Origin of the sequence: Faecalibacterium sp. i25-0019-C1, from assembly GCF_042854225.1 — a bacterium.
Lineage (GTDB): Bacteria > Bacillota > Clostridia > Oscillospirales > Ruminococcaceae > Faecalibacterium > Faecalibacterium taiwanense.
Window position 1 is genome coordinate 2,051,045 of sequence record NZ_AP031428.1, and the last position, 26,585, is coordinate 2,077,629.

The window sequence follows — 26,585 nt, forward strand, 5'->3', positions numbered from 1 at the left end:
TGACTTTATTATACACGAAAGCTGCGTTCCATGGAACAGCCTGAAACAAAAAAGAGCATCACTTTGCACCCTCACCGGATACAAATGATGCTCTTTTTTCAGATCTGGTCCTGGCAGATGCGGCTCATTCTCAGCGCCGGTACTTTGCAGCGGCCTGCAGGCGCTGCATCGCACGGTCGAGCGCGATCTTGCTCTGATAATATTCATGCATGCTCTGCTGATGCTGCAAACGCTCCTCGGCACGGATGCGGGCAGCCTCGGCACGGTTCTTGTCGATATCCTCCGGACGCTCGGCGCTGTCCACCAGCACCATCACGTAGGCAGGCGTCACCTCGGCAATGCCATCGCCTACCAGGATGTCCTGGCTTTCACCGTTCACCTCAAAGTGCAGGATGCCCATGTGGATGGCCACCAGCACCGGGCTGTGTCCGGCCTGTATGCCGTACACGCCATCGCTGATGGGCAGCACAAGGTCTTCGCAATCGCCCTGATAGTACTCACCGCTGGACGCAGTGATGTTCAGCATGAACTTGTTCATCAGACGGCACCGCCCTTTTCCTCAGCCAGCTTTTCCGCTGCCTTCTGGCGGGCATCTTCCAGCGTACCAACGTTGAAGAAAGCCCACTCCGGCAGATCATCGGCCTCGCCGTCCACAATGGCGGCAAAGCCGCGCACGGTATCCTGCAGCGGCACATACTTGCCCTTCAGGCCGGTAAAGTTCTCGGCCACAGCAAAGGGCTGGGACAGGAACTTCTGCAGCTTGCGGGCGCGGGCAACGGTGAGCTTGTCGTTCTCGTCCAGCTCGTCCATGCCCAGAATGGCGATGATGTCCTGCAGTTCCTGATAGCGCTGCAGAATGGACTGCACCTTGCGGGCCACGCGATAGTGCTCCTCGCCCACGATATCCGCTTCCAGAATGCGGGAGGTGGATGCCAGCGGGTCCACGGCCGGGTAAATGCCCTGCTCCACGATCTTACGGGACAGCACGGTAGTGGCATCCAGATGTGCAAAGGTGGTGGCGGGGGCCGGGTCGGTCAGGTCGTCGGCGGGGACGTAGACGGCCTGCACCGAGGTAATGGAACCTTCCTTGGTGGAGGTGATGCGCTCCTGCAGAGCGCCCAGCTCGTTGGCCAGAGTGGGCTGGTAGCCCACAGCAGAAGGCATACGGCCCATCAGAGCGGACACCTCGGAGCCTGCCTGCACGAAGCGGAAGATGTTATCAATGAACAGCAGCACGTCCTTGTGGGTCTCCTCACGGAAGTACTCTGCCATGGTCAGGCCGGTCTCAGCAACACGCATACGTGCTCCTGGGGGCTCGTTCATCTGACCAAAGACCAGTGCGGTCTTATTCAGAACACCGGACTCGTTCATCTCGCCCCAAAGGTCGCAGCCCTCGCGGGAGCGCTCGCCCACGCCGGTGAAGATGGAGTAACCGCCGTGCTCGGTGGCCACGTTATGGATCAGTTCCTGGATCAGCACGGTCTTGCCGACGCCTGCGCCGCCGAACAGACCGATCTTGCCGCCCTTTGCATAGGGGGCCAGCAGGTCGATGACCTTGATGCCGGTCTCCAGGATCTCGGTCGCGGGCTTCTGCTCTGCAAAGCTGGGGGCCTTGCGGTGGATGGGCCAATGCGGCACATCATCCACAGAGCCCTTGCCGTCGATGGGTCTGCCCAGCGGGTCGAACATGCGGCCCAGCGTGGCTTCGCCCACCGGTGCGGTCAGGCCGTGGCCGGTAGCGGTCACGGTCATGCCCTTGCCCAGACCCTCGCTGGCGGAAAGCATGATGCAGCGCACAGTGGTCTCGTTGACATGCTGTGTCACTTCCATCGTGCGCTCGGTGCCCTCGGCGGTCACGGTAAGCGCTTCCTGCAGGGCAGGCAGCTTGCCTGCGGTGAACTGCACGTCCACCACAGGGCCGGCTACGCGAATAATAGTTCCCTGTATCATACGATTGCCTCTATACTAATTTGTAAATACGTTTTATTCCGCCCGGTCCTGCACGGCAGCCGCACCGCCGATGATCTCGGTGATCTCCTGTGTAATGGAGCCCTGACGGGTGCGGTTGTATTCCAGCTGCAGCTCCCGGATCATATCGTTGGCGTTCTTGGTGGCGGAATCCATGGCGGTCATGCGGGCGCTCTGCTCTGCGCAGAAGCTCTCGGTCATGGCACCAAAGATCATGCCGTGCATATAAATGGGCGCGATTTGTTCAAACACCGTCCATGCAGACGGGAACATCTCCACATCGCCCTTCGGATCGCCCAGACCCTTGGGGGCAGGCTGCAGATGGGCGCGGTCCAGCGGAAGCAGACGCACCATGGTGGGCTCGCTGGTCAATGCATTCTCGATGCGGGTATAGATGAGATAGATCTCATCCAGCTTGCCGGTCTTGAAATCATCGATGGCGTCCATCGTGATATCGCGGGCACGCTGCAGCGTAGGCTCCGTGGCACCGTAGTGGAAATCCTCCACCAGCCGCGGGTCCTTGTGGTACAGGGCGCGGTAGCCGGTCTGGCCGATCACATAGAACCGGTCGTTCTCATCCGCATTTTCCTTGAGGAATTTGATGATGTTCTGGTTGTAAGCGCCTGCCATGCCCTTATCTGCCGTCAGCACGATGTAAGCGCGCTTGGGGTTTGCGGTGTTGCGTTCGTGGAAGAACGGATGCACCGGCTCTTCCGGCAGGTGGGGCACCACGCGGGAAATGGTATCGCGCATACGGTTGAAGTAGGGCGATACATTCTGGTAGTTCTTACGTGCCTTGCGCAGCTTGGACGAGGAGATCAGGTACATGGCGTTCGTGATCTTCATGGTGTCCTGAATGCTCTCGATGCGCTCCTTCAGCAGCTTACTGGACGGCATGGCTGTCGCCTCCCGCATAAGCTTTCCAGGCGTTCAGGATGGCATCGACCATTTCCGGTTCGAGCTTGCCCGTGGCGGTGATCTTATCCATCGTACCGGACACATCCGCGCGGAACTGACGCACAAATGCGGAAGTTTTGGCGCGCAGCTCGGCAGTGGGCAGTTCGTCCAGCACGCCGTGGGAAGCCAGCACCAGCGTGACCACCTGCTCGGCGTCGGACTTGGGCTGATACAGCGGCTGCTTGAGCATTTCCATCAGAGCCTTGCCGTGATCCAGCTGGCGGCGGGTCTCCGCGTCCAGATCCGAGCTGAACTGTGCAAAGGACTCCATATCCTTGTACTGTGCCAGCTCGATACGCAGGTTGGCGTTGGCCTTTTTCATGGCCTTGGTCTGGGCAGCGCCGCCCACACGGGACACCGACAGACCCACATTGACGGCCGGGCGGTTGCCTGCATTGAACAGGGCGCTCTCGAGGAAGATCTGACCATCGGTGATGGAAATGACATTGGTGGGGATGTAGGCCGAAACGTCGCCTGCCTGCGTCTCTACGATAGGCAGTGCGGTGATGGAACCGCCGCCCAGATCGTCGCGCATCCGGCAGGAGCGCTCCAGCAGACGGGAGTGCAGATAGAACACATCGCCGGGGTAAGCCTCACGGCCCGGAGAGCGGCGCAGCAGCAGAGAAATGGCACGGTAGGCCACTGCATGCTTGGACAGATCGTCGTAAACGATCAGCACGCTCTTGCCCTGACTCATGAAGTACTCGGCCAGTGCGGTGCCGGCATAGGGTGCGATGTACTGCAGGGGAGCGGAATCCGAAGCAGTAGCCGCCACGATGGTGGTGTAGCTCATGGCACCGTGCTTCTGCAGATCGCCTGCCACGCGGGCAATGGAAGAAGCCTTCTGGCCGATGGCCACATAAATGCACAGCACACCGGTGTTCTTCTGGTTCAGGATGGCGTCCGTGGCGATGGAGGTCTTGCCGGTCTGGCGGTCGCCGATGATCAGTTCACGCTGGCCGCGGCCGATGGGGAACATGGAATCGATAGCGAGGATGCCGGTGTGGAGCGGGGTATCCACGCTCTGACGCTCCAGAATGCCGGGGGCCTGCTTTTCGATGGGGTTGTAGCCCACAGCTTCGATAGGGCCTTTGCCGTCGATGGGCTCGCCCAGCGGGCTGATGACACGGCCCAGGAAGGCATCGCCCACCGGGATGCCGGCACGCTTGCCGCTGCGGGTCACCATGGTGCCCACACCGACGGTCTCAGCTCCGTCGAACAGCATGATGCCCAGCTGTTCGGGGTCCACGCTCTCCACCATGCCCTTGGCACCGTTGTCGAAGGTGACGATCTCGCCATACACGGCGCGGTTCATGCCCTCGACGTGCACGATGCCGTCGGCAGAGGAGATGACCACACCGCCCTCGGCAGAGGTCTCGGCGGGCTTGTAGTCCTCAATGCGGGTCTTGAGGGTAGCCAGCGAGGGCTTGCCCTCCATCATCTTGTCCAGCTGATGACGGCCGGAGTTATCGAACACACGGTCGCCCACCTGCAGGACATAGCCGGACAGCAGGCTCTCGTCCACCGTCACGTTCAGGATGACCTCGGTGGCATCATACAGCTTGCGTACCTCGTCGCGGATCCGGTTCAGCTCCTCTTCCCGGGGCTTGCGGGCGCTGCGCAGCTCGGCCTTGACGATGCGGTTGTCCGCAAAAAATTCACGACTGAATTCAGTTGCCATTGCCTGCACCTGCTTTCTCCAGCAGATCGTCCAGCAGACGTGCGTCGTCCTGGGCGGTCAGATTGCGGGCCAGCAGCTTCTCGCACATCGCACGGGCCAGTGCCGTGGTCTGGGCATCGGCTTCCCGCAGCTTGCTCTGGCGTTCGGCCTCGGCGCTTGCCTTGCCGGCTGCCACGATGGCGTCTGCCTGCTTGCGGGCATCTGCCAGCAGCTGCTGCTTTTCGACCTCAGCCTGCTTTTCGTAGGCTTCGCGGCGGGCAGCGGCCTCATTGTCCACATTGCGCAGTTTTTCCTGTGCGGCGTTCATGGTCTCTGCGGCTTCCTTCTTGGAGGTCTCCGCATCGGCCAGGTTTGCGTCCACCATCTGCTGGCGCTTTGCGATCACGTCCTGAACAGGCTTGAACAGGAACTTGCGCAGCACCGCATACATGACGAGGACGTTCACGACGGTCCACAGCAGGTTAATATCCAACTTCAGCATTCGTCTGCGCCTCCGTTACTGACCCAGGAACAGGATGATCAGCAGTGCAACGACGAAGCCGAAAATTGCAGTACCTTCTGCCAGAGCAGCGCCCAGCAGCAGGTTGGTCTGGATCTTGCCGGATGCCTCGGGCTGACGGGAGATTGCCTCCGTTGCCTTACCCGTTGCGATGCCGATGCCGATACCGCCGCCAATGCCGGTCAGCGCTGCAATGCCAGCGCCCAGAGCAATCAAACCATTCATAGTAATAATCTCCTTTTAAATTCAGTAAATATCAATGGATCAGTCTTCTCCGCCCATGGTTTCTTTCATGAACAGCGAAGTCAGGAACACGAACACGTAGGTCTGGATCAGACCGTCGAACAGGTCAAAATACAGGCTGAACACCGCCGGGACGAACACGGGCACCACGAGCTTGATCAGCTCCATGATGACGAATGCGCCCAGCACATTGCCGAACAGTCGCATGCAGAGGCTGGTCGGGCGGATGGCGATCTCGAGGATGTTCATAGGGGTCATGACCGGAGTGGGGGCAGACAGACTCTTGAGGAAGCCCACACCGCCGCGTGCACGGATGCCTGCACCCTCGATCAGCACAATGCTCATCAGCGCCAGCGCTGCGGTCACGTCCAGATCCTTCGTGGGGGGCTTGACACCGAACACGCCGATCAGGTTGCTGAAGGCGATGTAGATGGCCACGGTCATCAGGTAAGGCACATAGCGCCTGCCCTTTTCGCCCAGCAGACCTTCAAAGAAATTAGTGCCTGCGAGGTAGGCCATTTCCAGCACGGCCTGACGCTTGCTGATATGGTCCACCTTCAGGTTTCTGGTAAGCAGGATCGAGCCGATGGTGACGATGGCCAGGATCACCCAGCTGATGACCACGGATTCCGGGATCTGCAGCGGGCCGACCTTGACGTATTCAACGGTCAGCTCTTCCATCAATGCTTTGGTCAGATTATTCAATTGTTTTTCCTCCTTCCTGAAGAATAGGGTTCCGGGGGTAAGACCGCCGCACCGCCCCGGCGGCGCAGCGTCCTTCTTATCGCTCGAAGAAAAGGCGCAGCTTTGTGAAAAAAGTAAGGAAGGTGTTCGGCTCTGTCCGGTCACACCCTCCCTCCTGCACAGGTCACTTCGTCTTTTTTCGTTGTGTATGATAGTACGATTGACGAAAATTGGCAAGTGGCTTTGTGCACATTCTACATTTTAGGTGGTTCTACTGCATTGATATACAAAAAAAGTTGTGCATCTTGTCCAATAAAACGTTCTTCGCATGTACTTTTTCCACAAATTTCTTAGCCAATTCTTAGGTTTCAATGGCTTTTTCAGGGCATTCCGGGGAATATTTCCATCAAAAATGCCCCATTGTACATACTTTATATGCCCGATATATAAAATTCGTATAGGCGTCTTGTCCGGTATTACACCCGCTCCTATACATATTTATTATAACTGCATATCTAAAATCTGTCAGTCCGCCTGTTTTGCGCCGCGGCGGAACACCAGCCGGAAGATGGCACGGGCAAGCGGCCCGCAGTACAGCATCTGCCAGCACAGGGCCATGGGCATATTGCAGCCCCAGGTATGCACCCAGGTGCCAAAGCCGGGTTCTTTAAACAGCACCGTTGCGATCAGGCTCATCACCGGGCACATGATGCACACGATCATCAGCGAGATGGCATAGGTGATGAACTGCGGACGATCTGTGGGCCGCATGAACATAAACGCCAATCCGGTGGCCAGTTTCTCCACCACGAAAAATTCCAGCACGCAGGCAATGGGAACCATGATCGGCATCTCGTGCAGAGCCATAACAAAGTTGGCATTGGTGACACCGCCTGTGTTCAGCGCCACATTGTAAACGATCATGCCATAGACCATAATTGCAGCCATGACAATGGTAAAGAAGATACGTTCCGGTAAAGTTTTAGACATTTTGATTCTCCGTTTCTTTTGTGTCTAAATTTTTGCCGCAAAAAAGCCGCCCCGCGAAACTTTCATCTCGCGGGGCGGCGGCGACTACCATTCATTGACGCTATTTTAGCACAAATCGATCTGACGCATAATACCCTGTGGACACTTTCTCCCGTTTTGCGCAAAATCCTCCACAAACGGCCCGGAACTTCTGGGCAGCTTTGCTGTTGACTTCCTCGTCAGCCCTCCCTGCAGGGCACAGAGTTCCTCCCCAAAGGGCCCGATTGCCCGGGCACACCGCACAGAAAGCGGCATTTTGCACGTTCCATCTGCTGTTTTTCAAGAACTGCACAATTTTATATTTATATCCTTGTGCACTCTGCGAATAGACAAATCAATCAGGAATATGTATAATAAAGCCAGAAACCAGAGAAGTACAGCAGAAGCTCAAGAGAGAGCTAATCCCGCTGACTTGAAGCAGAAAGGAGCGAGACCGATGGTCGATATGGAACCCGCACAGCAGGGACAGGCTGTCGGGATTCGCTGAGAAGCAAAATAGAGGCTCACCACAGACGGGATGTTTCCCCCGTATAAAAACACAACAAAAATGAGCCAGTCTTGAGCATCAAAAATGCGATTACACGACAACCTGTCGATAAACTTAACCCCCAGCGATTCAAATAGATCCGCCGGAGATGATTCCTATGAAGGTATCTTTTGTACGGAGAACATTATTTGAATAGCAAAAAAGGAGTTCTACCAATGTACTAAGTAGTTTGCCCCTGGCGAATCTAACTCGAAAGAATGTGGTAATATGAAATTCATCTTCCGAATCTCGGTGCCGCACTCCATCAGTTAAGAGAAGGGTCAATCCAATGTACTAAGTAATCAGTCCCCTTGAAATAGATTCTCAGTTTCCAGTAGTTTCTAAGGAGAGTCACCCTATGAAACGTTTACTCCGAAAATGAGGAACCACAAGGAGAAGAGGCTTATGACTCCGAAGAAGTAAGTATCCAGCCGGACGAGGGCTTGCAACCGCCTCGTCCGGCTGGTTTTATTTTGTGCTGTTTTCACCAACAGTCAACGCCCGATTTGTGCAAATTTTATGCTGCGCGGTTGAATACCGTCCTTGTGTTTTTGCACTTTTCTGTGGTATACTGTGGAAAAAGATGGGAGGTTCATTTCATGGAGTCGTTCGTTTCGGTTTCCACTCTGTTCAACCTTGTGCTGACCGTTATCTGGTTCATCTCCGGCATTCGGGATCTTCAAGGCAAAGACCCGTTCATCAATCTGCCGTTCAACCAGTATAATCGTGACCCGGAGTACCGCGCCTTCTGGCAGAAAAAGAACGGCGTGTTTTACATGCTCAACAGCATCGCCTTTCTGATCTTAGCCTTCACACCTGTTACATCGCTGCTCTACCGTATCATCTTCGGCATCGCCATTGTGGGAGACCTTCTTTATCTTGTCGCTTACGAAAGCTGGAACCATAGTGCGGATTGACAGCCGGAAAGGGGCCACTATGAATTTGAATCTTTCGGGCTGGGATTGGCTGAACGCCGCGCTGGGTGTGCTGTTTTTGTACCGCGGCATCCGGGATCTGTACAATGGCACCGGCACCGGTTGGAGCACCGAGGACGAAAAGAAACACTTCCGCAAATTTTACGGCATTGCTTCGACCATCGGCGGCGCGTTCTTGCTGGTCAACATTTTTCTGCCAAAGGTCGAGCCGCTGCACTCCATTTTGATGGTGGCAGCGCTCGTGTTGTGCGTTGCCCTGCTGATCTCGTATCTGTGCTATGCCCTGAGCAGGGACGACAAAAACAAAAAGTGAGGGGTTGCTATGGAAGTCATCTGTGCGATCTTAGCCGCACTTTTCGGCATCGGGTTCGGCATTTTTATGGCGCTGCAGCCGGAGGATGCCATTGCCCTGCATGACCGTGGACGGTATACACAGACCGAACCAACGGAAGCGTACATTAAATTGACCCGGCTGGAGGGCATCGGACTTTCGGTGCTCTGTGCCGTACTTCTGGTGGTGCTGCTGTTCGCACCCCAATAATACTTTGCAGCTTTCCTCTTGCGGATTTTTTCTCACCCTGCTACAATGAGAAAAAACGCAGGAGGTTTTTTTATTATGGTCAAGCATGTGATCCTGTGGCAGCTGAAGGACGAGCTGTCCGACGCCGAAAAAGCCGCCGTCAAGGCAGGCATCAAGGAAGGGCTGGAAGGTCTGGCAGGCAAAATTCCGGGCCTTGTGGAAGTGCATGTCAACATCAACGGTCTCCCCTCTTCCACCGCTGACCTGATGCTGGACACCACCTTTGAAAGCGCCGAGGCCCTCAAGGGCTATTCCGTCCATCCCGCCCATGTGGCTGTGGCCGACGGCAAGGTGCGTCCCTACACCAAGGCACGGTTCTGTCTGGATTACGAGATTTAATGTTGACAAACCCACCGTTTTTGCGTATTATAGACATAACAATGTAAATTGGCTGTGAAGAGAAGAGTACGCACCGTCTGCGCCTGACAGAAAGCCCGAAGGATGGAACCGGGCAGGCCGCGCGATGCCGAAGATGGTCTCGGAGCTGCGCAGGTGAAAATTGAGCCTGCGACGGGTGCGCCCGTTACCGCGCTGCGCCGTGCTTTTTGGCCCGGCAAAAGGCTGCGCCCGCAAGGGTGCGGCGAAGCAAGGTGGTACCACGAAAGTTTCAGGCTCTCGTCCTTGTCCGGCTCAGTCCGGCAGGATGAGGGCTTTTTTCGTCCCCCGCCAAATCAGGAAAGGAAGAGTATCAACCTATGAGTGAGCACAAGACATTCTACATCACCACTCCCATCTACTACCCCAGCGACAAGCTGCACATCGGCCACAGCTATACCACTGTCGCCTGCGACGCACTGGCACGCTTCAAGCGGATGCAGGGCTATGACGTCATGTTCCTGACCGGCACCGATGAGCACGGCCAGAAAATTCAGGACAAGGCTGCCGATGCCGGTGTGACCCCCAAGGAGTATGTGGACAAGATCGTAGCCACCGTCAAGGATCTGTGGAAGCTGCTGGACGTCAGCTACGACCGCTTCATCCGCACCACCGACGACTACCACATGGAGTCCTGCCAGAAAATTTTCACCAAGCTGTATGAGCAGGGCGACATCTACAAGGGCGAGTACATCGGCCACTACTGCAAGCCCTGCGAGAGCTTCTGGACCGACAGCCAGCTGGTGGACGGCAAGTGCCCGGACTGCGGCCGCGAAGTGTACGACGCACACGAGGAAGCCTACTTCTTCAAGACCAGCAAGTATGCCGACCGCCTGCTGAAGCTCTACGAGGAGAACCCCCAGTTCATCCAGCCTGAGAGCCGCAAGAACGAGATGATCGCCTTCATCAAGCAGGGCCTGCAGGACACCTGCGTGTCCCGCACCTCCGTGAAGTGGGGCATCCCCGTGCCCTTCGACCCCAAGCACACCATGTATGTGTGGGTGGATGCCCTGAGCAACTATATCTCCGCTCTGGGCTACGGTAACGAAAAATATCACGACTACGACAAGTTCTGGCCTGCCGACCTTCACATGGTGGGCAAGGAGATCCTGCGTTTCCACACCATTCTGTGGCCCGCCATGCTGATGGCTCTGGATCTGCCCCTGCCCAAACGGGTGTTCGGCCACGGCTGGCTGCTGATGAACGGCGGCAAGATGTCCAAGTCCGTGGGCAATGTGGTGGACCCCGTGATCCTGTGCGACCGCTACGGCGTGGATGCCATCCGCTACTTCCTGCTGCGTGAGATTCCCTTCGGCAACGATGGCATGTTCACCAACGAAGCTCTGATCAACCGCATCAACAGCGATCTGGCGAACGATCTGGGCAACCTGCTCAGCCGCACCGTCGCCATGTGCGAGAAGTACTTCGGCGGCACCGTGCACAATGTGGCCGGTACCGAAGCCATTGACACCGAGCTGGAGACCATGGTCAACGAGCTGACCGCCAAGGTCACGGCCGACATGGACAGCCTGACCATCCCGCAGGCCCTGATGGAGATCTTTGCGGTCATCCAGCGCGCCAACAAGTACATCGACGAGACCGCTCCCTGGGCGCTGGCCAAGGACGAGGCCAACAAGGCCCGTCTGGAGAGCGTGCTGTACCACCTGTGCGAGGCACTGCGCGTGTGCGGCATCCTGCTGAACGCCTACCTGCCCACCACTGCCCCCAAGATGATGGAGCAGCTGGGTCTGGACGCATCCGCTCTGGATCTGAGCAAGACCACCTACGGCGCACAGGAGACCTACACCGTGCACAAGGGCGAGGCACTGTTCCCCCGCATCGATGTGGCAAAGGAAATTGCCCACCTGAAGGAAGAGGACGAGAAGCGCAAGGCCGCTGCCGAAGCTGCCAACAAGGCCAAGGCTGAAGCGGAGAAGAAGGCTGCCGCCCCCGCCGAGGAGAGCACCGTGGACTTTACCCACGAGGAAGAGATCGACTTTGACACCTTCTGCAAGGTGGAACTGCGCGTGGCCGAAGTGCGCGCCTGCGAGAACCTGAAGGAAAGTAAGAAGCTGCTGCACCTGACCGTGTTTGACGGCGAGCGGGAGCGTTGCATCCTTTCCGGCATTGCAAAGTGGTTCAAGCCGGAAGACCTGATCGGTAAGAAGATCGGCATTGTGTGCAATCTGGCACCTCGCCCCATGATGAAGGGCAAATATGTCAGCGAGGGCATGATCTTTGCTGCTGATACCGCCGACGGCGGCTGCTCCATCGCTTTCTACGGCGACGACACCCCCGTAGGCAGCCGCATCCACTGAGCCGCCATGCAGGAAAACAAAACGCTTTCCCGCGCGGAATGGCTGGATAAAATTTTCGGCACGCCGGTGTTTGCCGTGCTGCTGGCCATCTTCTGCAATGTGCTGTGGGGCTCGGCCTTCCCCTTCATCAAGCTGGGCTACCGGCTGTTCTCCATTGAGACCAGCAACACCGCGTCCATTTTCTGCTTTGCCGGTGTGCGGTTCATGCTGGGCAGCTTTCTGGTCCTGCTGGGCAGTGTTCTGCTGCAGAGCCGCCTGCCCAAGTTCCCCCGCGGCAAAGTGGCAGCGGAGTGCTGTGCTCTGGGCCTGTGGCAGACCACGACCCAGTACGCATTCTATTACATCGCTGTTGCCATGCTCACGGGTGCCTTTGGCGGCATCCTGAACAGCACCCAGAGCTTTCTGGGCGTGATCTTTGCCCATTTCATCTACGGCAACGCCGACCGCATGACCCCTGCCAAAACGCTGGGCTGCGCCGTTGGCTTTGCGGGCGTGCTCATCGGCACGCTGGGCAACCACGGCGGCGGCAGCGGCTGGGGCGTGTTCTGCATGATGGCCGCTACCATCATCTTTACCCTGTCCGGCCCGTGGAACAAATCCGTGACCAAAAAAGCAGACAGCTTTGCCGTCTGCTTCATCAACCTATTCGTGGGCGGTCTGGCACTGTTTGTGCTGGGCACTGTGCTGGGCGGCAGTCTCCATGTGCAGAGCGCACTGGCGATGGTGGTCATGCTGTATCTGGCCTTCATCTGCGGGGCAGGCTATGTGCTGTGGGCTCTGCTGATGAAGAACAACCCGGTCAGCCGCATTGCCATCTTTGGCTTCGTGAACCCGGTGGTCAACGTACTGCTGAGCGCCGTGCTCAACGGCGAACCCCTGTTCCGCTGGCAGTATCTGGCGGCGCTGGTGTTCGTGTGTGTGGGCATCTGGCTGGTGAACAAGGCCCCCGCCAAAAAGGAGGGCAAATGACCGGCCCCATTTTTGACACCCACGCGCACTACAGCGCCCGCGCCTTTGACGCCGACCGCTATCCCCTGCTGGACAGCCTGCCCGGTAAAGGCGTGGTAGGCGTGTGTGAACAGGCCACCCACTCCGGGGATGCACCCCGGGTGCTGGAGCTGGCGCACCGCTACCCGTGGGTGGTGGCTGCCGTTGGCATCCATCCGGAAAGCCTGCTGCCCGCCGCCGACTGCGGCGAGGAAGGCCCGGCTCCTACGGTCTCGGTGTACGGCGGGGACTGGGCCGCAGAGATGCGCGCTCTGGCCCCGTATTACGAGGACCCCAAGGTGGTAGCTGTGGGTGAGTGCGGGCTGGACTACCACTGGCCTGTGCCCAAGGATGCCCAGCTGGCCATGTTTGAGGCGCACATCCGGCTGGCGCTGGAACTGGACAAGCCCATCATCGTGCACGACCGCAACGCCCACGCCGACGTTTACGCCCTGCTGAAAAAATACCAGCCCAAGGGCATCGTCCACTGCTATTCCGGCAGTGCCGATGACGCGGTGTGGCTGGCAAAGCAGGGACTGTTCATCGGTTTTGGCGGGGCGTGTACCTTCAAGGGTGCCAAGCGGGCGGCAAAAGCCATCAGCGCCCTGCCGCTGGAAAGCATCGTGCTGGAGACCGACTGCCCCTACATGGCACCGGAGCCGGTGCGCGGCACCCGCTGTGACAGCTCCCTCATCCGCTATGTGGGCGAGTATATAGCCCAGCTGCGGGGCATCTCTGCCGAAGAGGTGTTCCGCACCACAGCCGAAAATGCCCGCCGTGTATACGGGCTGTAATCCGTTTTTCGCAAGTTGCACAGGTTTTTCTCTGTGCTTCTGTATAAATCAACAATCAAAATCCAAACTGTTATAAGGAGAACCTACCATGAAAGCACGTATTCCTAAGCACCGCGAGTTCATCATCAACTTCCCCGACAGCATCGACCAGAACAAGGCCAACGAGGGCTGGGCAAAGCTGCAGCAGATCGTTGAGGACTACAAGAAGGCCCACAATGGCGCTTCCGTCTACGCCCCCACCTTCATCGAGGACTGCGAGGCCGAGGTGAAGAAGCTGCAGGAAGAGTACGGCTTCGAGTATACTGTCGAATACGTTCAGTAATTTCTGATATTTAAAATCCCCTCTGTGCATCTGCGCAGGGGGGATTTGTTGTTTCAAGGGGAACCGCCTTTCCCTACGGTGCACTTCCCCGCAAAAATACAGCCCCGGCAGACTGCATGGTCTGTCGGGGCTGTGCTTTTCTGTCCGGGTCACTTTTCCACTTTACTCAGCAGGATGCGGTCGTTATCCAGATTCTTGCCGGCGTTCTCGCGGAACTTTTCAAGCAGGTCGTCCACGGTCATCCGGTTTCGTTTCTCGCCCTTCACGTCAAAGACGATGCGGCCGGAATCCATCATCAGGGTGCGGTTGCCCAGCTCCAGTGCCTGATGCATGTTGTGGGTGACCATCAGGCAGGTGATCTTCTTTTCAGCCACGATGCTCTTGGTCAGCTCCAGTACCTTTTCGGCGGTGGCGGGGTCCAGTGCGGCGGTGTGCTCGTCCAGCAGCAGCAGCTTGGGGGTGACGAGGGTGGCCATGAGCAGGGTCAGCGCCTGCCGCTGACCGCCGGAAAGCAGTCCCACCGGCTGCTTCATGCGGTCCTCAAGGCCCATATCCAGCAGCGCCAGCTTTTCGTGGAACACTTCCTTGTCCTTGCGGGAGATGCGGGAGAAGATGGCGTGGGGCGCGGTGCCGGCACGCAGATAGGCCAGTGCAAGGTTTTCCTCAATGGTCATGTTGGGTGCCGTGCCCTTGAGCGGGTCCTGAAACAGGTGGCCGATGACCTTGCTGCGCTGGTGCTCCGGCGCAAAGGTGATATCCTGTCCGCCCAGCAGGATGCTGCCCTCGTCGGCGATGAAGCCGCCGGTGATGGCGTTGAACAGGGTGGATTTGCCCGCGCCGTTGGAGCCCACGATGGTGGCAAAGTCCCCGGCTTCCATGTGCAGGCTGACACCGTTCAGGGCCACTTTTTCATTGACCGTGCCGGGGTTGAAAGTCTTGTGCAGATCGTTCAGCTGAAGCATTTCCATCTTACTTTCCCTCCTTGCCGGTAGTCACGCAGCGGCGGCAGGCCCCATGCTTGCGCTGCTCAAAGGCGATTTTTTCCTTGATGGCCGGCATCGAAATGGCGATGGCCACGATGATGGCGGACACCAGCTTCATGGCGGCGGCAGGCACATTGAAGCGCAGGGCCACAGCCACGATAAAACGGTACAGGCAGCTGCCGAACACCACGCCGATGATCCGGCGCGGCATGGTGCGCTTGCCGAGCAGAGTCTCGCCGATGATGAGGGAGGCCAGCGCGATGGTCACCATGCCGGTGCCCACATTGATATCGCAGCTCTTCTGATACTGTGCCAGCAGGCCGCCGGAGAGGGCGCACAATGCGCCGGAAATGCACAGGCCCACCGTGATGGTGAAAGCCGGGTTAATGCTGGAAGCACGCACCATGGCAGCGTTGTCACCGGTGGCGCGGATGGACAGGCCCAGCCGGGTGCCGAGGAAGCCCAGCATCGCCGCACCGGCAAGCAGGATCATGGCCAGCGCGATGGCCAGCTTATACCAGCCGCCAAGGAAGCTCAGTGAGCCCTTTGCCAGCGAGAAAACAGTGTCGGTCTTGACCAGTGACATGGTGGAGGAAAAGCCCATCACGGCCAGATTGATGGTGTAAAGGCCGGTGTTGACGATGATGCCTGCCATGATGCTCTCCACGCCAAGGCGGGTCTGCAGAAAAGCCGTAACAAAGCCGGAGCACACGCCTGCCGCCATGGCTGCGAACAGGGCCAGAATGGGGTGGCCGGTCAGTGCTACCTGACAGGCCACGGCGCAGCCCAGCGTGAAGCAGCCGTCAGTGGAAAGGTCTGCGATGTTCAGGATGGAATAGCTCAGGAACAGTGCCAGCGCCACCAGGGCATAGATACAGCCCAGTTCCAGCGCCGTCTGTAGGACGTTGAGCGAAAAGATACTCGCCAGCATGTGTGTGCTCCTTTTATGTTTCTTTTTGATTGGACGATTTAAAATGGCCTCCGCTTTTGCTCTGGCCATATTCAGCGGAATTGGGTTTTTATTCGGGATTCAGAAAAGCCTGCGGGCTTTTCTGAATCCCCTTTTCACGAGTAGGGTCGTGACGGAAAGCGGGCTCGCCCTCTCCGTCACCTACGGTGACACCTCTCCCAAAGGGAGAGGCCTTGGCAGAAAGATGAACTTTACGTGGACTGCCAAAGGCTCCCACTTTGGGGGAGCTGGCAAATCCGTAGGATTTGACTGAGAGGGCGAGCCTGCTAACCACGAAGATACCGGACTTATTTAATTTAGCTTCTTGTGATGCGGTGCACTGTGGGCAGCAAAACACTTCCTCAGAACCGCCAAAAGCTCCCCCTTCGGGGGAGCTGGCAAAACCGTCAGGTTTTGACTGGGAGGGTACTTTTTTAAGAGAAGTTCTCTGCGGTGGTCACTTCCACGATCTCGGTGCAGTAGGGCTTGAAGGCTTTCTTCACGGTGTCAAGGTCAAGGCCCAGCGCTTCGCAGGTCTCGGTGTTGATGGTGACGATACCGTTATCAAAGGTCTGGTAGGGCAGGTCTGCGGTAGTCTTGCCCTCGCACAGCAGCTCTGCCACCATATCGGCAGTGGCTTCGCCCAGCTGGACGTAATCCACGCCGTAGCCCACAAAGGCCCCGTTCAGTGCAAAGCTGTCGGCACCGGTGTAGTGCTGCACGCCTGCCTCGGTAAAGGTCTCGTAGATGGACAGCTCTGCGGTCATCACGGTGTTGTCGGTGGGGGTAAACACGGCCTTGACACCGGCGGCGATCAGAGCCTCAGCCGCCATCTGCACCTCAGCGGTGGTGGTGCCGTTCTTCTCAATGTACTTGATGCCGTTGGCATCACAGAAAGCCTTGGCATCTGCAATGGCCTGCGTAGAGGCATCCTGACTCAGGTCGTACAGCAGGCCAATGGTGTCAATGTCCGGGTTGACAGCGGTGATCAGGTTCATGATGGCCTCGGTGTTCAGTGCGTCGGAGGTGCCGGTGATGTTCTCCTCGCCGTCAAAGCCTGCAGCGGCGGGGTCGGTGACAGCAGAGTAGACAACGGGGATATCGGTATCCTCCACAGCGGCCAGCATGGTTGCGGCGGTGGGGGTAGCCACAGCCACGATCACATCCACGCCGTCCCCTACGAGGTCGGCACCGATCTGGTTCAGGTTGGACTGGTCAGCCTGTGCATTTGCGTAGTAGTCGGCGTAGTCGAAGGTAACGTCCTTCTCTGCCCCCAGCTCATCCAGACGGCTCTCCACAGATTCCACGATCTGGTTGAGGGAAGCATGATCCACATAGTTGACGATGCCCACCTTGAAGGTCTGGCCGCCCTCGGCTGCTGCGGAAGCGGCAGCGGAAGAAGCGGTGGAAGATGCAGCCACGGTGCTGGAAGCGGAGCCGCCGCAGCCGGTGAATGCCAGTGCAGAAACGGCGGAAGCAGCCATAGCGGCCTTGAGGAAGCTGCGGCGGGAGATCATGGTAACGTTTTTCATAACAGTAAACTCCTTTCCCGGAGCGGGCGGCAAAAGTAAAAGACCCGCTCCCTTTGCGGGACGGGTCTTACAAATAAAAACGACCCTGTCCCTGTGTGTTATCCACAAGGACAGGATCGGTAAAGTTCGATTCTGCGGTGCCACCTTGCTTGCCCTGCTTTGCAAAATGCAGAGCCTCTCACGGAGAGCCAACACTCCCCTGTCCTGTAACGGAGACTTCCGTCCAAAGCTACTAAGGCTTGCTGCCCATTTGCCCGGCCCTCGGCGGCCCACGAAGCTCTGCCCCGCTCTCGCCCGTTTTCACTGTCCGGGCTCACTGAAGATGCGCTGTGCAGGTTCTCTTCCGCCTCATCGGTTTGATTGCATTATACACTTTATTGGCATAAAGTCAAGGGGAAATTTCAAAAATTTCTTTTTTCTACAGCACAAAGTCATTCTTCCGTGCATCAGGCCCGCTTTGTGCGGCGCTTGCGCCAGACGAAGTACGCCGTGTACGCCAGCCATACCACAATGCCGCCCAAAGTCAGCGCACGGCTCAGCCGGATGCCGTCGGGCTGGTAGACAAAATCGATGCTGTTTTCACCTGCCGGGCACAGCACAGCCATCAATCCCTCGTCCACCTCCACAATGTCGGCCTCCTGCCCGTTGACATAGGCCGTAAAGCCGTCATCGTAAGGCACGGAGAAGAACACGAGGTTCTCTTTTTCCAGCGTGATCTCGGCGTGGAAGCCCGAATTGTTCATCTGGAACACACTGGCAGCCGTGGCGCGGCGCTCGCGGCAGTCCTGCACGTAGGACTCATAGTACAGCTCCTCCCGTCTGCCTTCCGGCAGATGGGTGAGGTACTTGCCGTAGACTGCAGCATCCTCGTCGGTAAGCACCAGTGCACGTATCAGGAGGTTTGCGCGGGTGGCCTTGGCTGTCTCCTCGTACTCGGTCTGGGTGAGGTAATAGTCATAGGCAAAGCCCATGGGCACGTAGTTCGTGTTGCGGTAGACCGCATAGCCGTCCTTTGCAAAGGCATATTCCCAGCCGTCGTCGGCTTCGTTTTCAAAGTCAGTCTGCTTTTCCGGCGTGGTGATAAGGTACTCCACACTCAAAAGGCCCCGCAGTGCATAATTGGAAAGCTCCGGCTCACTGCGCACATCCCGCTTGACCCCCAGCGCCGGGTAGAAGCTGAGGATGCTGGGGGCTGCCGTGCTGCCAAAATACTGCAGGCAGCTCTTATCCAGCCACATGCCGATGTTGTCGTGGATCTTGTACGTATCCACGCGGTAATCGCCTTCGGGCAGGTCGTTTTTCAACAGCAGGGCGTTGGTGTCCTGCTTCACAAGGTCGCTGTCGGTATACCACTGGCCGAACTTGCCAATGCCGATGTGCACCACGCTGAACAGGAAGGCAAACGCCAGCACTGCCGCCGTCAGGCGCTGGGCAAAGCGGCTGTCGCCCCGCCACTTCTGGCAGAGATAGCGGTACAACAGCAGGCCCAGCAGGCCAAAGCCCAGCACCGCACAGTACTGACCGGGGTTCTTGAGCACGCCGAACGACCAGCTGCCGGTGTCGCTGTCCTGCACCGGCACCACCGCAAAGGCCACCGTGGCGATCATCAGCCAGCTGATGCCGCGGGCCGGGCTGTCCAGATCGGTGTTGTGGTCTTCCAGCGCGTTCACGGTCATTGCGGCCAGCACCAGCACCGGCATATAGTACCAGCGCGCATAGTAGCTGGAATTGAGGGCGTAGAACGCACTGTTCAGGATGGGCACCAGTGCGAACACGGCGCAGGTGCCCACGATGCGCTTTTTACTGTCGCCGCACTTTGCTTTCCAGTAGGCCACGGCACCGGCCAGACTGCACAGCGGCAGATAGGCCGACATGCTGGTCCACTTGATCACGCCCTCCGACCAGATGGATGTGAGGTAAGGAGAATCCGGCGGCATGATCCAGCTGACGAGAATCGCAAGATACTGCTGCACCTTGCTGTAGGTCAGAAAGCCCCATCCGGAGGAAAGGTCGATGGTGCGCGGGTTCTGCAAAATGGAGAGCACCGCAGGCACCAGCAGGATGCTGCCCATGGCAGCGCCCAGAACGCTTTCAAAAGCCAGCAGCCCGAACTTTTTTGCAGTGAGACGGAAGTCCCTTGTGCTGAGCTTGCAGATGAAGTAGATGGCCAGAAACACCACCTGACCGATGAAGAAGAAGTAGTTGTTGACAAGGTTCACCGCCACCCAGAACGCAAACCAGCTGCGACGGTCGTTGTAAAGGGCCTCGTCCAGCGACCACAGCAGATACGGGAACAGCGCCACCACATCTACAAAGTGGTTGAAGAACACATTGTATACCGTAAAGCCGGAGAAGGTATACAGACAGGCTCCCAGCACGGCGTAGTCGATATTTTTGACGTAGCGGCGCAGATACAGGTACGCACCGCCGCCCGCCACGGCAAACTTGAGCACCAGCAGCGGTACCATGAGGTAGGGCAGCCACCCCTGCGGGAAGAGCAGCGAGAACCAGAAGAACGGCGAGCCGTACAGGTAGAACGAATAGGCGTTCATCACGCCGCTGCCAAGGTCGGTAGCCCATGAGAAGGTATTGTGCACCGAGGTGAACGCACTGTCCGGGTAGCCTGCGCCCTTGATAAAGCCGTTCATATAGCGGTAAAAGCTGATCTGCTGACTGTTGAAATCGCCTGCATAGTGGAAAAATCCGCCGTCGATGATATAAAACGGCAGAAAGAACAGGGCCGCCGTGAGGGCACACAGGCCCACCGTCAGCCAGAATTTATCCTTTTTTTGTCCCAGCAGCTGCGGCTGCCGGGCAGTACCAGACCACTCCATGGTTTCCTCTTTTCTCTGCCAAAGCGGCAGAAAGTTGGTTTATTTTAGTATAGCACGAACACTGCACAGAAAAAAGGGCTTGACAACGCTCTGCCGGACAGGTATGTTGGAGAAAAAAGGAGGAAGCTGCCATGCTGTACCCGTTCAGTGCCCTGCTGGCGCGCATGAAATACATTACCCGCTGGAGCCTGATGCACTCCACCCGGGCCGAATCTCTCAGCGAGCACACCTGCGATACCGCCCTGCTGGCCCACATGCTTTGCCTGATCGCACGGCGGTACACCGGCACGCCCTGCCGCCCCAAAACGGTAGCAGTGGCGGCGCTGTACCACGACGCGCCGGAGATCATTACCGGCGACATGCCCACACCGGTCAAGTACAGCAGCCCCACCCTGCGGGATGCCTACAAGGCGTTGGAAACCGAGAGCGTGCGCTGCATGACCGGCCTTCTGCCGGACGAGTTGAGCGAAGAGCTGTCCCCGTTCATCTCCGGGGAACTGCTCACCGCCGAGGAAAAGCGCCTGCTGAAGGCCGCCGACCGGCTGAGCGCCCTCATCAAATGCACGGAGGAGCAGCGCAGCGGCAACCACGAGTTTGACGCGGCGCTGGCCCAGCAGAAAGCGGCCCTGCAGGCCATGCACTGCCCGGAAGCCGACTGGTTCATAGAGCACTGTCTGCCCTGTTACACCCAGAATCTGGATGAGCTGACCCGGCAGCAGTAATATTCCCCTTACGGAAACGGCACCTCGCGCACGTCGTCCGGGTCGATGCCCGCTTTGCGCTGTTCTTCAAAAACAGCATCGATCAGCTCGTCCAGATCTTCCAGATGGGTCAGGGTGCAGCAGTAGCGGCGCAGATTGGCCGCACCTTTCAGCCCCTTCATATAGTGCATGGTCTGAGAGCGGGCCTGCGGCATGGCGACGAACTCGCCCTTCTGCTCCACCATCTCCTCCACCTGACGGCGCAGCGCATTCATGCGGGCCTGCAGGTTGGGTGCCTTGGGTGCGGGCAGGCCTTCAATGGCGGCGTTCACCCGCTCAAAGAGCCACGGGTCGCCCAGCGCGCCCCGGGCGATCATCACGCCGTCACAGCCGGTGGCCTGCATCATCTCCACCGCATCCTCTGCCGAGTGGATGTCGCCGTTGCCCAGCACCGGCACTCTGACGGCATCCTTCACCCGGGCAATGATCTCCGGGTCGATGCCGGGGGTGTACATCTGCTCCCGGGTACGGGCGTGCACCGCAATGAGGGCTGCGCCGGCCTGCTCACAGGCCTTGGCACACTCCACTGCAGTGATGTGGTCGGCATCCCAGCCCTTGCGCATTTTCACGGTGACAGGCCGTTTTGTATTTGCCACAACCTGCTCCACGATGCGCCCGCAGCGGTCCGGGTCCAGCATCAGCTTGCTGCCTGCGCCGCCGGAAACGATCTTGGGGGCCGGGCAGCCCATGTTGATATCCACAAAGTCGAACTCGTACTGTTCGATGGCGGCGGTGGCTTCGCCCATGATCTCGGGCACTTCACCAAAGATCTGCACGCCATAGGGTGCACCGTTGGGTTCGGCCTTGAGCAGGCTCACCGTCTTGTGGTCGCCGTACACCAGCGCCCGGCTGGACACCATTTCGCTCACAGTAAAGCCTGCACCGTGCTGGGCCATCAGGCGGCGGCAGGGTGCATCCGTAAAGCCCGCCATCGGGCCGAACACCGCCCGGTGCGGCAGGATGATATTGCCGATTTTCAAAGGTTCCATTGGTTGTTCCTCGCTGTTATCGAAAAAAGCTCCCCCGCAGGGGAGCCAGATTTTTGGGGTACGAACCCTCTCAGTCACGGCTTGCGCCGTGCCAGCTCCCCCGAAAGGGGGAGCCTTTTCATCTGCCCGAAACAGGCTTCTTGCGGGTGAAGAAATCGTTTATCTTCATAGCGCATAAAGCTCGCCCTTCGGGAGAGCTGGCAAAACCGTAAGGTTTTGACTGAGAGGGTTTTTGCATGTTACATCTTCTCCGGCACGTTGATCTTGAACATGGTCAGCACGTTGAAGATGGCATTCTTCACGCCGATGCACAGGGCCAGACGTGCCTGCTGCACAGCGGGGTCTGCGCCCTGAATGCGGCAGCTGCCGTAGAAGCGGTGGAAAGCGCTGGCCAGATCAATGACAAAGCGGTTGATGCGGCTGGGGTCGTACTTTTCTGCCGCCATGACGATCTCCTGCGGGAAGGCTGCCAGCATCCGGATCAGATCCATCTCGGAAGGCTCGGTGAGCAGGGTGGCATCCACCTTCTCGGCACCGGCAAACTGCACGCCCTCGCTCTCCATCTTTTTCAGGATGGAGCAGATGCGGGCATGGGCATACTGCACATAGTACACCGGGTTATCGTTGTCGGTCTTGACAGCCTGATCGAGGTCAAAATCGATGCCGCTGCCTGCGTCGTGCATATTGAACAGGAAGCGTGCGCTGTCGATGGGCACCTCTTCCAGCAGGTCGGTCAGAGTGATGGCATTGCCGGTGCGCTTGGACATCCGCACAGGCTGGCCGTCGCGCATCAGGTTGACCATCTGCATCAGCACAACATCCAGATCTTCGCCGTTCAGGCCGATGGCATCCATGGCACCCTTCATGCGGGCCACATGGCCGTGATGGTCTGCACCCCAGACATCGATGGCCTTGGCAAAGCCACGGGTGGCCAGCTTGTTGTAGTGGTAGGCGATATCGGCGGCAAAGTAGGTGGGGATGCCGTTGGCACGGACGAGCACTTCGTCCTTGGCTTCCTCCTCGGTTCCGTCCTCGGTCTTTTTCTTGTTCACCGTGCCGTACTTGGCAGCGTACTGGGCGCTGCGGTACATGATGGCACCGTCCTCTGCCTTATAGCATGCGCCCAGCTCCAGCAGCTTATCCACCACGGCCTTCACCGCGCCGGACTCATGCAGGGTGCTCTCATGGAACCACACATCGTAGTCGATGCGGTACTTGCCCAGATCGCGCTTGAGGGCAGCAATGTTCTTGGGCAGAGCGTAGGCCACCAGTGCGTCCTTCAGGGCGGCAAAGGCCTCGCTCTCGAACAGAGTCTCCTCGTCCATCCCCTTGCAAGCGGCAACGTACTTGTCGCCGTTCAGCTCGGCAAACTCACCGGCCAGCACCTTGATGTCGCCGCCCTGATAGCACTCGGCGGGCAGCGGATAGGCTTCCTCGCCGCAGTACTTCTGCAGGTAGCGCACGGCAAGGCTCTTGCCGAACTTCTGGATCTGGTTGCCGGCATCGTTGATATAGAACTCGCGGGTCACATCATAGCCGGACCAGTCCAGCACAGCGGACAGACAGTCGCCCAGAGCACCGCCGCGGGCGTTGCCCATGTGCATAGGGCCGGTGGGGTTGGCGGAAACGAATTCCACATTGTACTTGGCACCCTTGCCGTGATCGGTGCGGCCATACTCCTTGTTGGAGCAGGCACCCAGCACCACACTGGCCCAGAAGGACGGAGCCAAAAACAGGTTGATGAAGCCGGGGCCAGCCACTTCCACCTTGGCAAACACACTGTTCTCGATGGAGGGCAGATGTGCCAGCAGCGCATCCGCGATCATCTTGGGAGCCTTGCGCCAGCTGCGTGCACCGGCCATGGCGATGTTGGAGGCGATATCGCCGTTCTTGGTATCGGCGGGGATCTCCACGATGAAGGCGGGCAGCTCAGCTTCCGGCAGAGCACCATCGGCCATGGCGGCCTTGGCGGCAGCGGTCAGCAGAGTGCGTGCCTCGTCCAGCGCAGCCTGACGGGGGTTATAGTTCTGGTAGATCTTTTCAAATTCAGTCATTGGTCTGGTTCCTTTCACAGTCTGGGAAATATCTCAGTTTACGTGGGTCACGGTCACTTCAAGGCGGTTGCGGCTCACAAGCTCGGCGCTGTTGGCATCCAGCAGGTAGCCGAACTTTGCGGTGCCGCCCTTCTCGGTCAGGCCGCACTCGATCTCGTCGGCGGTCACGCCCAGCGTCATGGAGCCGTAGCCTGTCTCGTAGTGGCAGAGGTTGCGCTTGCCTTTTTCGATCAGCAGCTGGGTGCCGGCCCCGCCGCCCTTGCCAAACCGCAGCATCGCCACGCGGCTGCCGTCGGCGGCAATTTTCAGGGTGGTGGTGCAGCCCTCGTAGCCGGTGGTCTCGGTCTCTTTATAGGTAATGTAGTAGCTGCCGCCCTTCTGCACGAACTGGCCGCGGGTCATCAGCTCCACAAACTCTTCCTTTTCTTCCTGCTCCACAGGCTCTTTCACATGCTGCTCAATGCGGCTCTTGATGCGGATGATATAATCTTCCTTCAGCGGTTTGCTCACGTTTTTCTGTCCTTATCAATATTTATCAATGGCGATCTGATCCACCGGGCCGCCCTTGTACTCGCCCAGGAACAGGTCTGCCGTCTGCACAAAGCTGTCCGGCACATCGCTCACGTAGAAGTGCGCCTGACCCTCGTGTTCCTGTGCAGCGCGCAGGCCGCGCTCGGAGAGCATCTGTTCCAGATGGTGGGCAGCGGTCTTGGCCGGATCCACCAGCGTCACGCTCTGGCCCATGAACTCGCCGATCATGGTCTTGAGCAGCGGGTAGTGGGTGCAGCCCAAAATCAGGGTGTCCACACCGGCCTCACGCACCTCGGTCAGGTACTGAGCGATCACCAGCTTCGTCACCTGCTGTCGGCTCTCCTCGCTGTGGTCCACGTAACCGGCCTCCACCAGCGGCACGAACAGCGGGCAGGCCTGCGCGGTGATCTCCACCCCCGGCACCAGCTGACGCAGCAGCTTTTCGTAGCTGCGGGAGCGGATGGTGGCAGCGGTGCCGATCACACCGATGCGGCGGTTGCGGGTAGCAAAGGCTGCTTCCCGGGCGGCAGCATCCACCACGCCCAGATAGGGCACCGGCAGCTTTGCCGCTTCTGCAGCCGGGTAGGTGCTGGACACGGTGCCGCAGGCCGCCATGATGCACTTTACATTTTTAGAAAGCAGGAATGCCACGTCCTGACGGGCATACTGCAGGATGGTCTCCGGGCTGCGGCTGCCATAGGGCACGCGGCCGGTATCGCCAAAATAGATGATCTCCTCGTGGGGCAGGCGCTTGCGCAGCTCCCGCACACCGGTCAGGCCGCCAAGGCCGCTGTCGAATACGCCGATCGGGCGGTTATCCATGCTGCTTTTCCTTCCTTTCCAGCGCCAGCGCGATCAGCCGGTCGATGAGCTGCGGCACCGGCAGGCCCTCGTGCTCCATCAGCTTGGGGTACATGCTGATGGACGTGAAGCCCGGGAAGGTGTTGATCTCGTTGATCAGCACCCGGCCAGTACCCTTTTCCACAAAGAAATCGCAGCGGGCAAGGCCCTCGCAGTTCAGGGCAGTGTAGGCCATGGCGGCGTAGGTCTTCACCTCGTCCAGCTTTGCTTCCGGCAGGTGAGCCGGGATGACGGTCTGGCTCACGCCGTTCTTGTACTTGTCGTCGTAGGTATAGAACTCGGCACCGGCAAGGATCTCGCCCGGACGGGTAGCCACGGCGGGGTCGGAGCCGATCACGGCGCACTCCACTTCCTGTCCGTCCACAAAGGCTTCAAACACCACCTTGCGGTCGTTTTCCAGTGCAAGGTCGATGGCCTTTTTCAGCTCGTCACGGCTGGACACCTTGGAGATGCCCACGCTGGAACCGGCGTTTGCGGGCTTGACGAACACGGGCCAGCCCAGCTTCTTTTCCACGCCCTCGCACACGCCTTCCAGATCGGACTCGATCTCCCAGCGGTCGGCAGCCAGCCATCTGGTGTGGGGCACACCGTTGGCCTCGAACAGAGCATTGGCCACGGCTTTGTCCATGCACACCGCGCTTGCCAGCACGCCGCAGCCCACGTAGGGGATGCCGGCCAGCTCCAGCAGGCCCTGCACCGTGCCATCCTCGCCCCACAGGCCATGGAGCACCGGGATGACCACATCCACATGCACTTTTTCCACATGGCCTTCCGGGGTGAACAGGATCATGCCGTGATCGGCGCGGTCCGGACTGATGACGCAGGCCATGTTGCCTGCCAGCTCTTCCCAGCTGCCATCGGCCATCTGGGCGGCCGTGGCCTCGGTGTACAGCCAGCGGCCCTCCTTGGTGATGCCCACAGTGAGCACCTCATATTTTTCACGGTCAATGTTGTTGACGAAGTTGCCCACAGAAACGCGGCTGACCTCGTGCTCACTGGACATACCGCCGAACAGCAGCACAACGCACATTTTTTCAGACTGCATGATAACTCTCTCCTATTTATAAAGCCCAAGACCTGGGTGGGATATAACCGGTAAAAATGCCGTTCTGGCTTATTATACAATATCTATGCGCGCGATGCAAGCAGAATGCCAAAAAGCTGCCGGTGGGTAAAAGAGATATTTTTCAAAA

General features: G+C 58.4%; 26 protein-coding genes and 1 other annotated feature. Of the genes, 9 read left to right on the forward strand and 17 right to left on the reverse strand.

The window, feature by feature from the left end:
* Positions 1 to 130: 130 nt before the first annotated feature.
* The 8 genes from atpC to ACGHUK_RS10195 form a co-directional block, all read right to left on the reverse strand.
* Positions 131 to 538 carry an ATP synthase F1 subunit epsilon gene (atpC, locus tag ACGHUK_RS10160; RefSeq protein ID WP_154259085.1) on the reverse strand — a complete coding sequence of 136 codons (408 nt, stop codon included), beginning with the start codon at positions 536 to 538 and terminating at the stop codon, positions 131 to 133.
* On the reverse strand, positions 538 to 1,950 hold the full coding sequence (gene atpD, locus ACGHUK_RS10165) for a F0F1 ATP synthase subunit beta (protein WP_097775203.1): 1,413 nt from the start codon (positions 1,948 to 1,950) through the stop codon (positions 538 to 540). The genes atpC and atpD overlap by 1 nt, the downstream gene beginning before the upstream one ends.
* Positions 1,951 to 1,983: 33 nt before the next feature.
* Positions 1,984 to 2,865, reverse strand: coding sequence for an ATP synthase F1 subunit gamma (gene atpG, locus ACGHUK_RS10170; RefSeq protein WP_154255597.1), 882 nt, complete (start codon positions 2,863 to 2,865; stop codon positions 1,984 to 1,986).
* Positions 2,852 to 4,606 carry a F0F1 ATP synthase subunit alpha gene (atpA, locus tag ACGHUK_RS10175; protein WP_390574265.1) on the reverse strand — a complete coding sequence of 585 codons (1,755 nt, stop codon included), beginning with the start codon at positions 4,604 to 4,606 and terminating at the stop codon, positions 2,852 to 2,854. The genes atpG and atpA overlap by 14 nt, the downstream gene beginning before the upstream one ends.
* Positions 4,596 to 5,087, reverse strand: coding sequence for an ATP synthase F0 subunit B (locus ACGHUK_RS10180; protein WP_005944489.1), 492 nt, complete (start codon positions 5,085 to 5,087; stop codon positions 4,596 to 4,598). The genes atpA and ACGHUK_RS10180 overlap by 11 nt, the downstream gene beginning before the upstream one ends.
* 15 nt (positions 5,088 to 5,102) lie before the next feature.
* Positions 5,103 to 5,330 carry an ATP synthase F0 subunit C gene (gene atpE, locus ACGHUK_RS10185; protein ID WP_005944490.1) on the reverse strand — a complete coding sequence of 76 codons (228 nt, stop codon included), beginning with the start codon at positions 5,328 to 5,330 and terminating at the stop codon, positions 5,103 to 5,105.
* A gap of 39 nt (positions 5,331 to 5,369) precedes the next feature.
* Positions 5,370 to 6,053 carry a F0F1 ATP synthase subunit A gene (locus ACGHUK_RS10190; RefSeq protein ID WP_154259084.1) on the reverse strand — a complete coding sequence of 228 codons (684 nt, stop codon included), beginning with the start codon at positions 6,051 to 6,053 and terminating at the stop codon, positions 5,370 to 5,372.
* A gap of 504 nt (positions 6,054 to 6,557) precedes the next feature.
* The gene (locus ACGHUK_RS10195) at positions 6,558 to 7,022 is read right to left on the reverse strand and encodes a hypothetical protein (RefSeq protein WP_005944492.1); all 465 of its coding nucleotides are present in this window, start codon (positions 7,020 to 7,022) and stop codon (positions 6,558 to 6,560) included.
* Between the two features lie 1,164 nt (positions 7,023 to 8,186).
* Here ACGHUK_RS10195 and ACGHUK_RS10200 point away from each other — a divergent pair.
* The 8 genes from ACGHUK_RS10200 to ACGHUK_RS10235 all read left to right on the forward strand — a co-directional run bounded on the left by ACGHUK_RS10200 (position 8,187) and on the right by ACGHUK_RS10235 (position 13,898).
* The gene (locus tag ACGHUK_RS10200) at positions 8,187 to 8,504 is read left to right on the forward strand and encodes a hypothetical protein (protein WP_207698683.1); all 318 of its coding nucleotides are present in this window, start codon (positions 8,187 to 8,189) and stop codon (positions 8,502 to 8,504) included.
* Positions 8,505 to 8,523: 19 nt separating this feature from the next.
* Positions 8,524 to 8,835: a hypothetical protein gene (locus ACGHUK_RS10205; protein WP_390574267.1), complete on the forward strand. Its 312-nt coding sequence runs from the start codon at positions 8,524 to 8,526 to the stop codon at positions 8,833 to 8,835.
* A gap of 9 nt (positions 8,836 to 8,844) precedes the next feature.
* On the forward strand, positions 8,845 to 9,063 hold the full coding sequence (locus ACGHUK_RS10210) for a hypothetical protein (protein ID WP_390574269.1): 219 nt from the start codon (positions 8,845 to 8,847) through the stop codon (positions 9,061 to 9,063).
* Positions 9,064 to 9,138: 75 nt separating this feature from the next.
* Positions 9,139 to 9,441, forward strand: coding sequence for a Dabb family protein (locus tag ACGHUK_RS10215; RefSeq protein WP_207698686.1), 303 nt, complete (start codon positions 9,139 to 9,141; stop codon positions 9,439 to 9,441).
* 45 nt (positions 9,442 to 9,486) lie between these two features.
* Positions 9,487 to 9,728 (forward strand) — a binding site (T-box leader).
* A 69-nt stretch (positions 9,729 to 9,797) separates the two neighbouring features.
* Positions 9,798 to 11,795: a methionine--tRNA ligase gene (gene metG, locus ACGHUK_RS10220; RefSeq protein WP_390574270.1), complete on the forward strand. Its 1,998-nt coding sequence runs from the start codon at positions 9,798 to 9,800 to the stop codon at positions 11,793 to 11,795.
* A gap of 6 nt (positions 11,796 to 11,801) precedes the next feature.
* On the forward strand, positions 11,802 to 12,764 hold the full coding sequence (locus tag ACGHUK_RS10225) for a DMT family transporter (protein ID WP_390574272.1): 963 nt from the start codon (positions 11,802 to 11,804) through the stop codon (positions 12,762 to 12,764).
* Positions 12,761 to 13,576: a TatD family hydrolase gene (locus tag ACGHUK_RS10230; RefSeq protein ID WP_005944504.1), complete on the forward strand. Its 816-nt coding sequence runs from the start codon at positions 12,761 to 12,763 to the stop codon at positions 13,574 to 13,576. The genes ACGHUK_RS10225 and ACGHUK_RS10230 overlap by 4 nt, the downstream gene beginning before the upstream one ends.
* An 88-nt stretch (positions 13,577 to 13,664) precedes the next feature.
* A complete protein-coding gene (locus tag ACGHUK_RS10235) occupies positions 13,665 to 13,898 on the forward strand; it encodes a hypothetical protein (RefSeq protein WP_005944505.1) in 234 nt (77 codons plus the stop codon).
* A gap of 149 nt (positions 13,899 to 14,047) precedes the next feature.
* Here ACGHUK_RS10235 and ACGHUK_RS10240 read toward each other — a convergent pair whose 3' ends face one another.
* The 4 genes from ACGHUK_RS10240 to ACGHUK_RS10255 form a co-directional block, all read right to left on the reverse strand.
* Positions 14,048 to 14,860 carry an ABC transporter ATP-binding protein gene (locus ACGHUK_RS10240; RefSeq protein ID WP_390575808.1) on the reverse strand — a complete coding sequence of 271 codons (813 nt, stop codon included), beginning with the start codon at positions 14,858 to 14,860 and terminating at the stop codon, positions 14,048 to 14,050.
* Positions 14,861 to 14,867: 7 nt separating this feature from the next.
* A complete protein-coding gene (locus tag ACGHUK_RS10245) occupies positions 14,868 to 15,812 on the reverse strand; it encodes an ABC transporter permease (RefSeq protein WP_390574274.1) in 945 nt (314 codons plus the stop codon).
* A 452-nt stretch (positions 15,813 to 16,264) separates the two neighbouring features.
* Positions 16,265 to 17,362 (reverse strand): ABC transporter substrate-binding protein, encoded by a 1,098-nt coding sequence (locus ACGHUK_RS10250; protein WP_390574275.1) that lies wholly within the window; start codon positions 17,360 to 17,362, stop codon positions 16,265 to 16,267.
* A gap of 446 nt (positions 17,363 to 17,808) precedes the next feature.
* The gene (locus tag ACGHUK_RS10255; protein ID WP_390574276.1) at positions 17,809 to 20,196 is read right to left on the reverse strand and encodes a YfhO family protein; all 2,388 of its coding nucleotides are present in this window, start codon (positions 20,194 to 20,196) and stop codon (positions 17,809 to 17,811) included.
* 131 nt (positions 20,197 to 20,327) lie between these two features.
* On the opposite strand from ACGHUK_RS10255, the gene yfbR reads away from it, so the two are divergent.
* Positions 20,328 to 20,918 (forward strand): 5'-deoxynucleotidase, encoded by a 591-nt coding sequence (gene yfbR / locus ACGHUK_RS10260; protein ID WP_005944511.1) that lies wholly within the window; start codon positions 20,328 to 20,330, stop codon positions 20,916 to 20,918.
* Between the two features lie 8 nt (positions 20,919 to 20,926).
* Here the strand turns inward: yfbR and dusB are convergent, their stop codons facing one another.
* The 5 genes from dusB to ACGHUK_RS10285 all read right to left on the reverse strand — a co-directional run bounded on the left by dusB (position 20,927) and on the right by ACGHUK_RS10285 (position 26,437).
* A complete protein-coding gene (dusB, locus tag ACGHUK_RS10265) occupies positions 20,927 to 21,946 on the reverse strand; it encodes a tRNA dihydrouridine synthase DusB (RefSeq protein ID WP_044954051.1) in 1,020 nt (339 codons plus the stop codon).
* A gap of 239 nt (positions 21,947 to 22,185) precedes the next feature.
* Positions 22,186 to 24,000 carry an arginine--tRNA ligase gene (argS, locus tag ACGHUK_RS10270; RefSeq protein WP_390574277.1) on the reverse strand — a complete coding sequence of 605 codons (1,815 nt, stop codon included), beginning with the start codon at positions 23,998 to 24,000 and terminating at the stop codon, positions 22,186 to 22,188.
* A 33-nt stretch (positions 24,001 to 24,033) separates the two neighbouring features.
* Entirely contained in the window at positions 24,034 to 24,510 is a 477-nt protein-coding gene (locus ACGHUK_RS10275) for a DUF1934 domain-containing protein (protein WP_097775187.1), read from the reverse strand.
* 15 nt (positions 24,511 to 24,525) lie between these two features.
* Entirely contained in the window at positions 24,526 to 25,353 is an 828-nt protein-coding gene (gene murI, locus ACGHUK_RS10280) for a glutamate racemase (protein ID WP_097775186.1), read from the reverse strand.
* Entirely contained in the window at positions 25,346 to 26,437 is a 1,092-nt protein-coding gene (locus ACGHUK_RS10285) for a D-alanine--D-alanine ligase family protein (protein ID WP_097775185.1), read from the reverse strand. The genes murI and ACGHUK_RS10285 overlap by 8 nt, the downstream gene beginning before the upstream one ends.
* Positions 26,438 to 26,585 lie beyond the last annotated feature (148 nt).

What these genes read in the sequence shown, in the direction of transcription:
- atpC (WP_154259085.1), bottom strand. Translation starts at nt 538, where the DNA reads ATGAACAAGTTCATGCTGAACATCACTGCGTCCAGCGGTGAGTACTAT.
- atpD (WP_097775203.1), bottom strand. Translation starts at nt 1,950, where the DNA reads ATGATACAGGGAACTATTATTCGCGTAGCCGGCCCTGTGGTGGACGTG.
- atpG (WP_154255597.1), bottom strand. Translation starts at nt 2,865, where the DNA reads ATGCCGTCCAGTAAGCTGCTGAAGGAGCGCATCGAGAGCATTCAGGAC.
- atpA (WP_390574265.1), bottom strand. Translation starts at nt 4,606, where the DNA reads ATGGCAACTGAATTCAGTCGTGAATTTTTTGCGGACAACCGCATCGTC.
- ACGHUK_RS10180 (WP_005944489.1), bottom strand. Translation starts at nt 5,087, where the DNA reads ATGCTGAAGTTGGATATTAACCTGCTGTGGACCGTCGTGAACGTCCTC.
- atpE (WP_005944490.1), bottom strand. Translation starts at nt 5,330, where the DNA reads ATGAATGGTTTGATTGCTCTGGGCGCTGGCATTGCAGCGCTGACCGGC.
- ACGHUK_RS10195 (WP_005944492.1), bottom strand. Translation starts at nt 7,022, where the DNA reads ATGTCTAAAACTTTACCGGAACGTATCTTCTTTACCATTGTCATGGCT.
- ACGHUK_RS10200 (WP_207698683.1), top strand. Translation starts at nt 8,187, where the DNA reads ATGGAGTCGTTCGTTTCGGTTTCCACTCTGTTCAACCTTGTGCTGACC.
- ACGHUK_RS10205 (WP_390574267.1), top strand. Translation starts at nt 8,524, where the DNA reads ATGAATTTGAATCTTTCGGGCTGGGATTGGCTGAACGCCGCGCTGGGT.
- ACGHUK_RS10210 (WP_390574269.1), top strand. Translation starts at nt 8,845, where the DNA reads ATGGAAGTCATCTGTGCGATCTTAGCCGCACTTTTCGGCATCGGGTTC.
- ACGHUK_RS10215 (WP_207698686.1), top strand. Translation starts at nt 9,139, where the DNA reads ATGGTCAAGCATGTGATCCTGTGGCAGCTGAAGGACGAGCTGTCCGAC.
- metG (WP_390574270.1), top strand. Translation starts at nt 9,798, where the DNA reads ATGAGTGAGCACAAGACATTCTACATCACCACTCCCATCTACTACCCC.
- ACGHUK_RS10225 (WP_390574272.1), top strand. Translation starts at nt 11,802, where the DNA reads ATGCAGGAAAACAAAACGCTTTCCCGCGCGGAATGGCTGGATAAAATT.
- ACGHUK_RS10230 (WP_005944504.1), top strand. Translation starts at nt 12,761, where the DNA reads ATGACCGGCCCCATTTTTGACACCCACGCGCACTACAGCGCCCGCGCC.
- ACGHUK_RS10235 (WP_005944505.1), top strand. Translation starts at nt 13,665, where the DNA reads ATGAAAGCACGTATTCCTAAGCACCGCGAGTTCATCATCAACTTCCCC.
- ACGHUK_RS10240 (WP_390575808.1), bottom strand. Translation starts at nt 14,860, where the DNA reads ATGCTTCAGCTGAACGATCTGCACAAGACTTTCAACCCCGGCACGGTC.
- ACGHUK_RS10245 (WP_390574274.1), bottom strand. Translation starts at nt 15,812, where the DNA reads ATGCTGGCGAGTATCTTTTCGCTCAACGTCCTACAGACGGCGCTGGAA.
- ACGHUK_RS10250 (WP_390574275.1), bottom strand. Translation starts at nt 17,362, where the DNA reads ATGAAAAACGTTACCATGATCTCCCGCCGCAGCTTCCTCAAGGCCGCT.
- ACGHUK_RS10255 (WP_390574276.1), bottom strand. Translation starts at nt 20,196, where the DNA reads ATGGAGTGGTCTGGTACTGCCCGGCAGCCGCAGCTGCTGGGACAAAAA.
- yfbR (WP_005944511.1), top strand. Translation starts at nt 20,328, where the DNA reads ATGCTGTACCCGTTCAGTGCCCTGCTGGCGCGCATGAAATACATTACC.
- dusB (WP_044954051.1), bottom strand. Translation starts at nt 21,946, where the DNA reads ATGGAACCTTTGAAAATCGGCAATATCATCCTGCCGCACCGGGCGGTG.
- argS (WP_390574277.1), bottom strand. Translation starts at nt 24,000, where the DNA reads ATGACTGAATTTGAAAAGATCTACCAGAACTATAACCCCCGTCAGGCT.
- murI (WP_097775186.1), bottom strand. Translation starts at nt 25,353, where the DNA reads ATGGATAACCGCCCGATCGGCGTATTCGACAGCGGCCTTGGCGGCCTG.
- ACGHUK_RS10285 (WP_097775185.1), bottom strand. Translation starts at nt 26,437, where the DNA reads ATGCAGTCTGAAAAAATGTGCGTTGTGCTGCTGTTCGGCGGTATGTCC.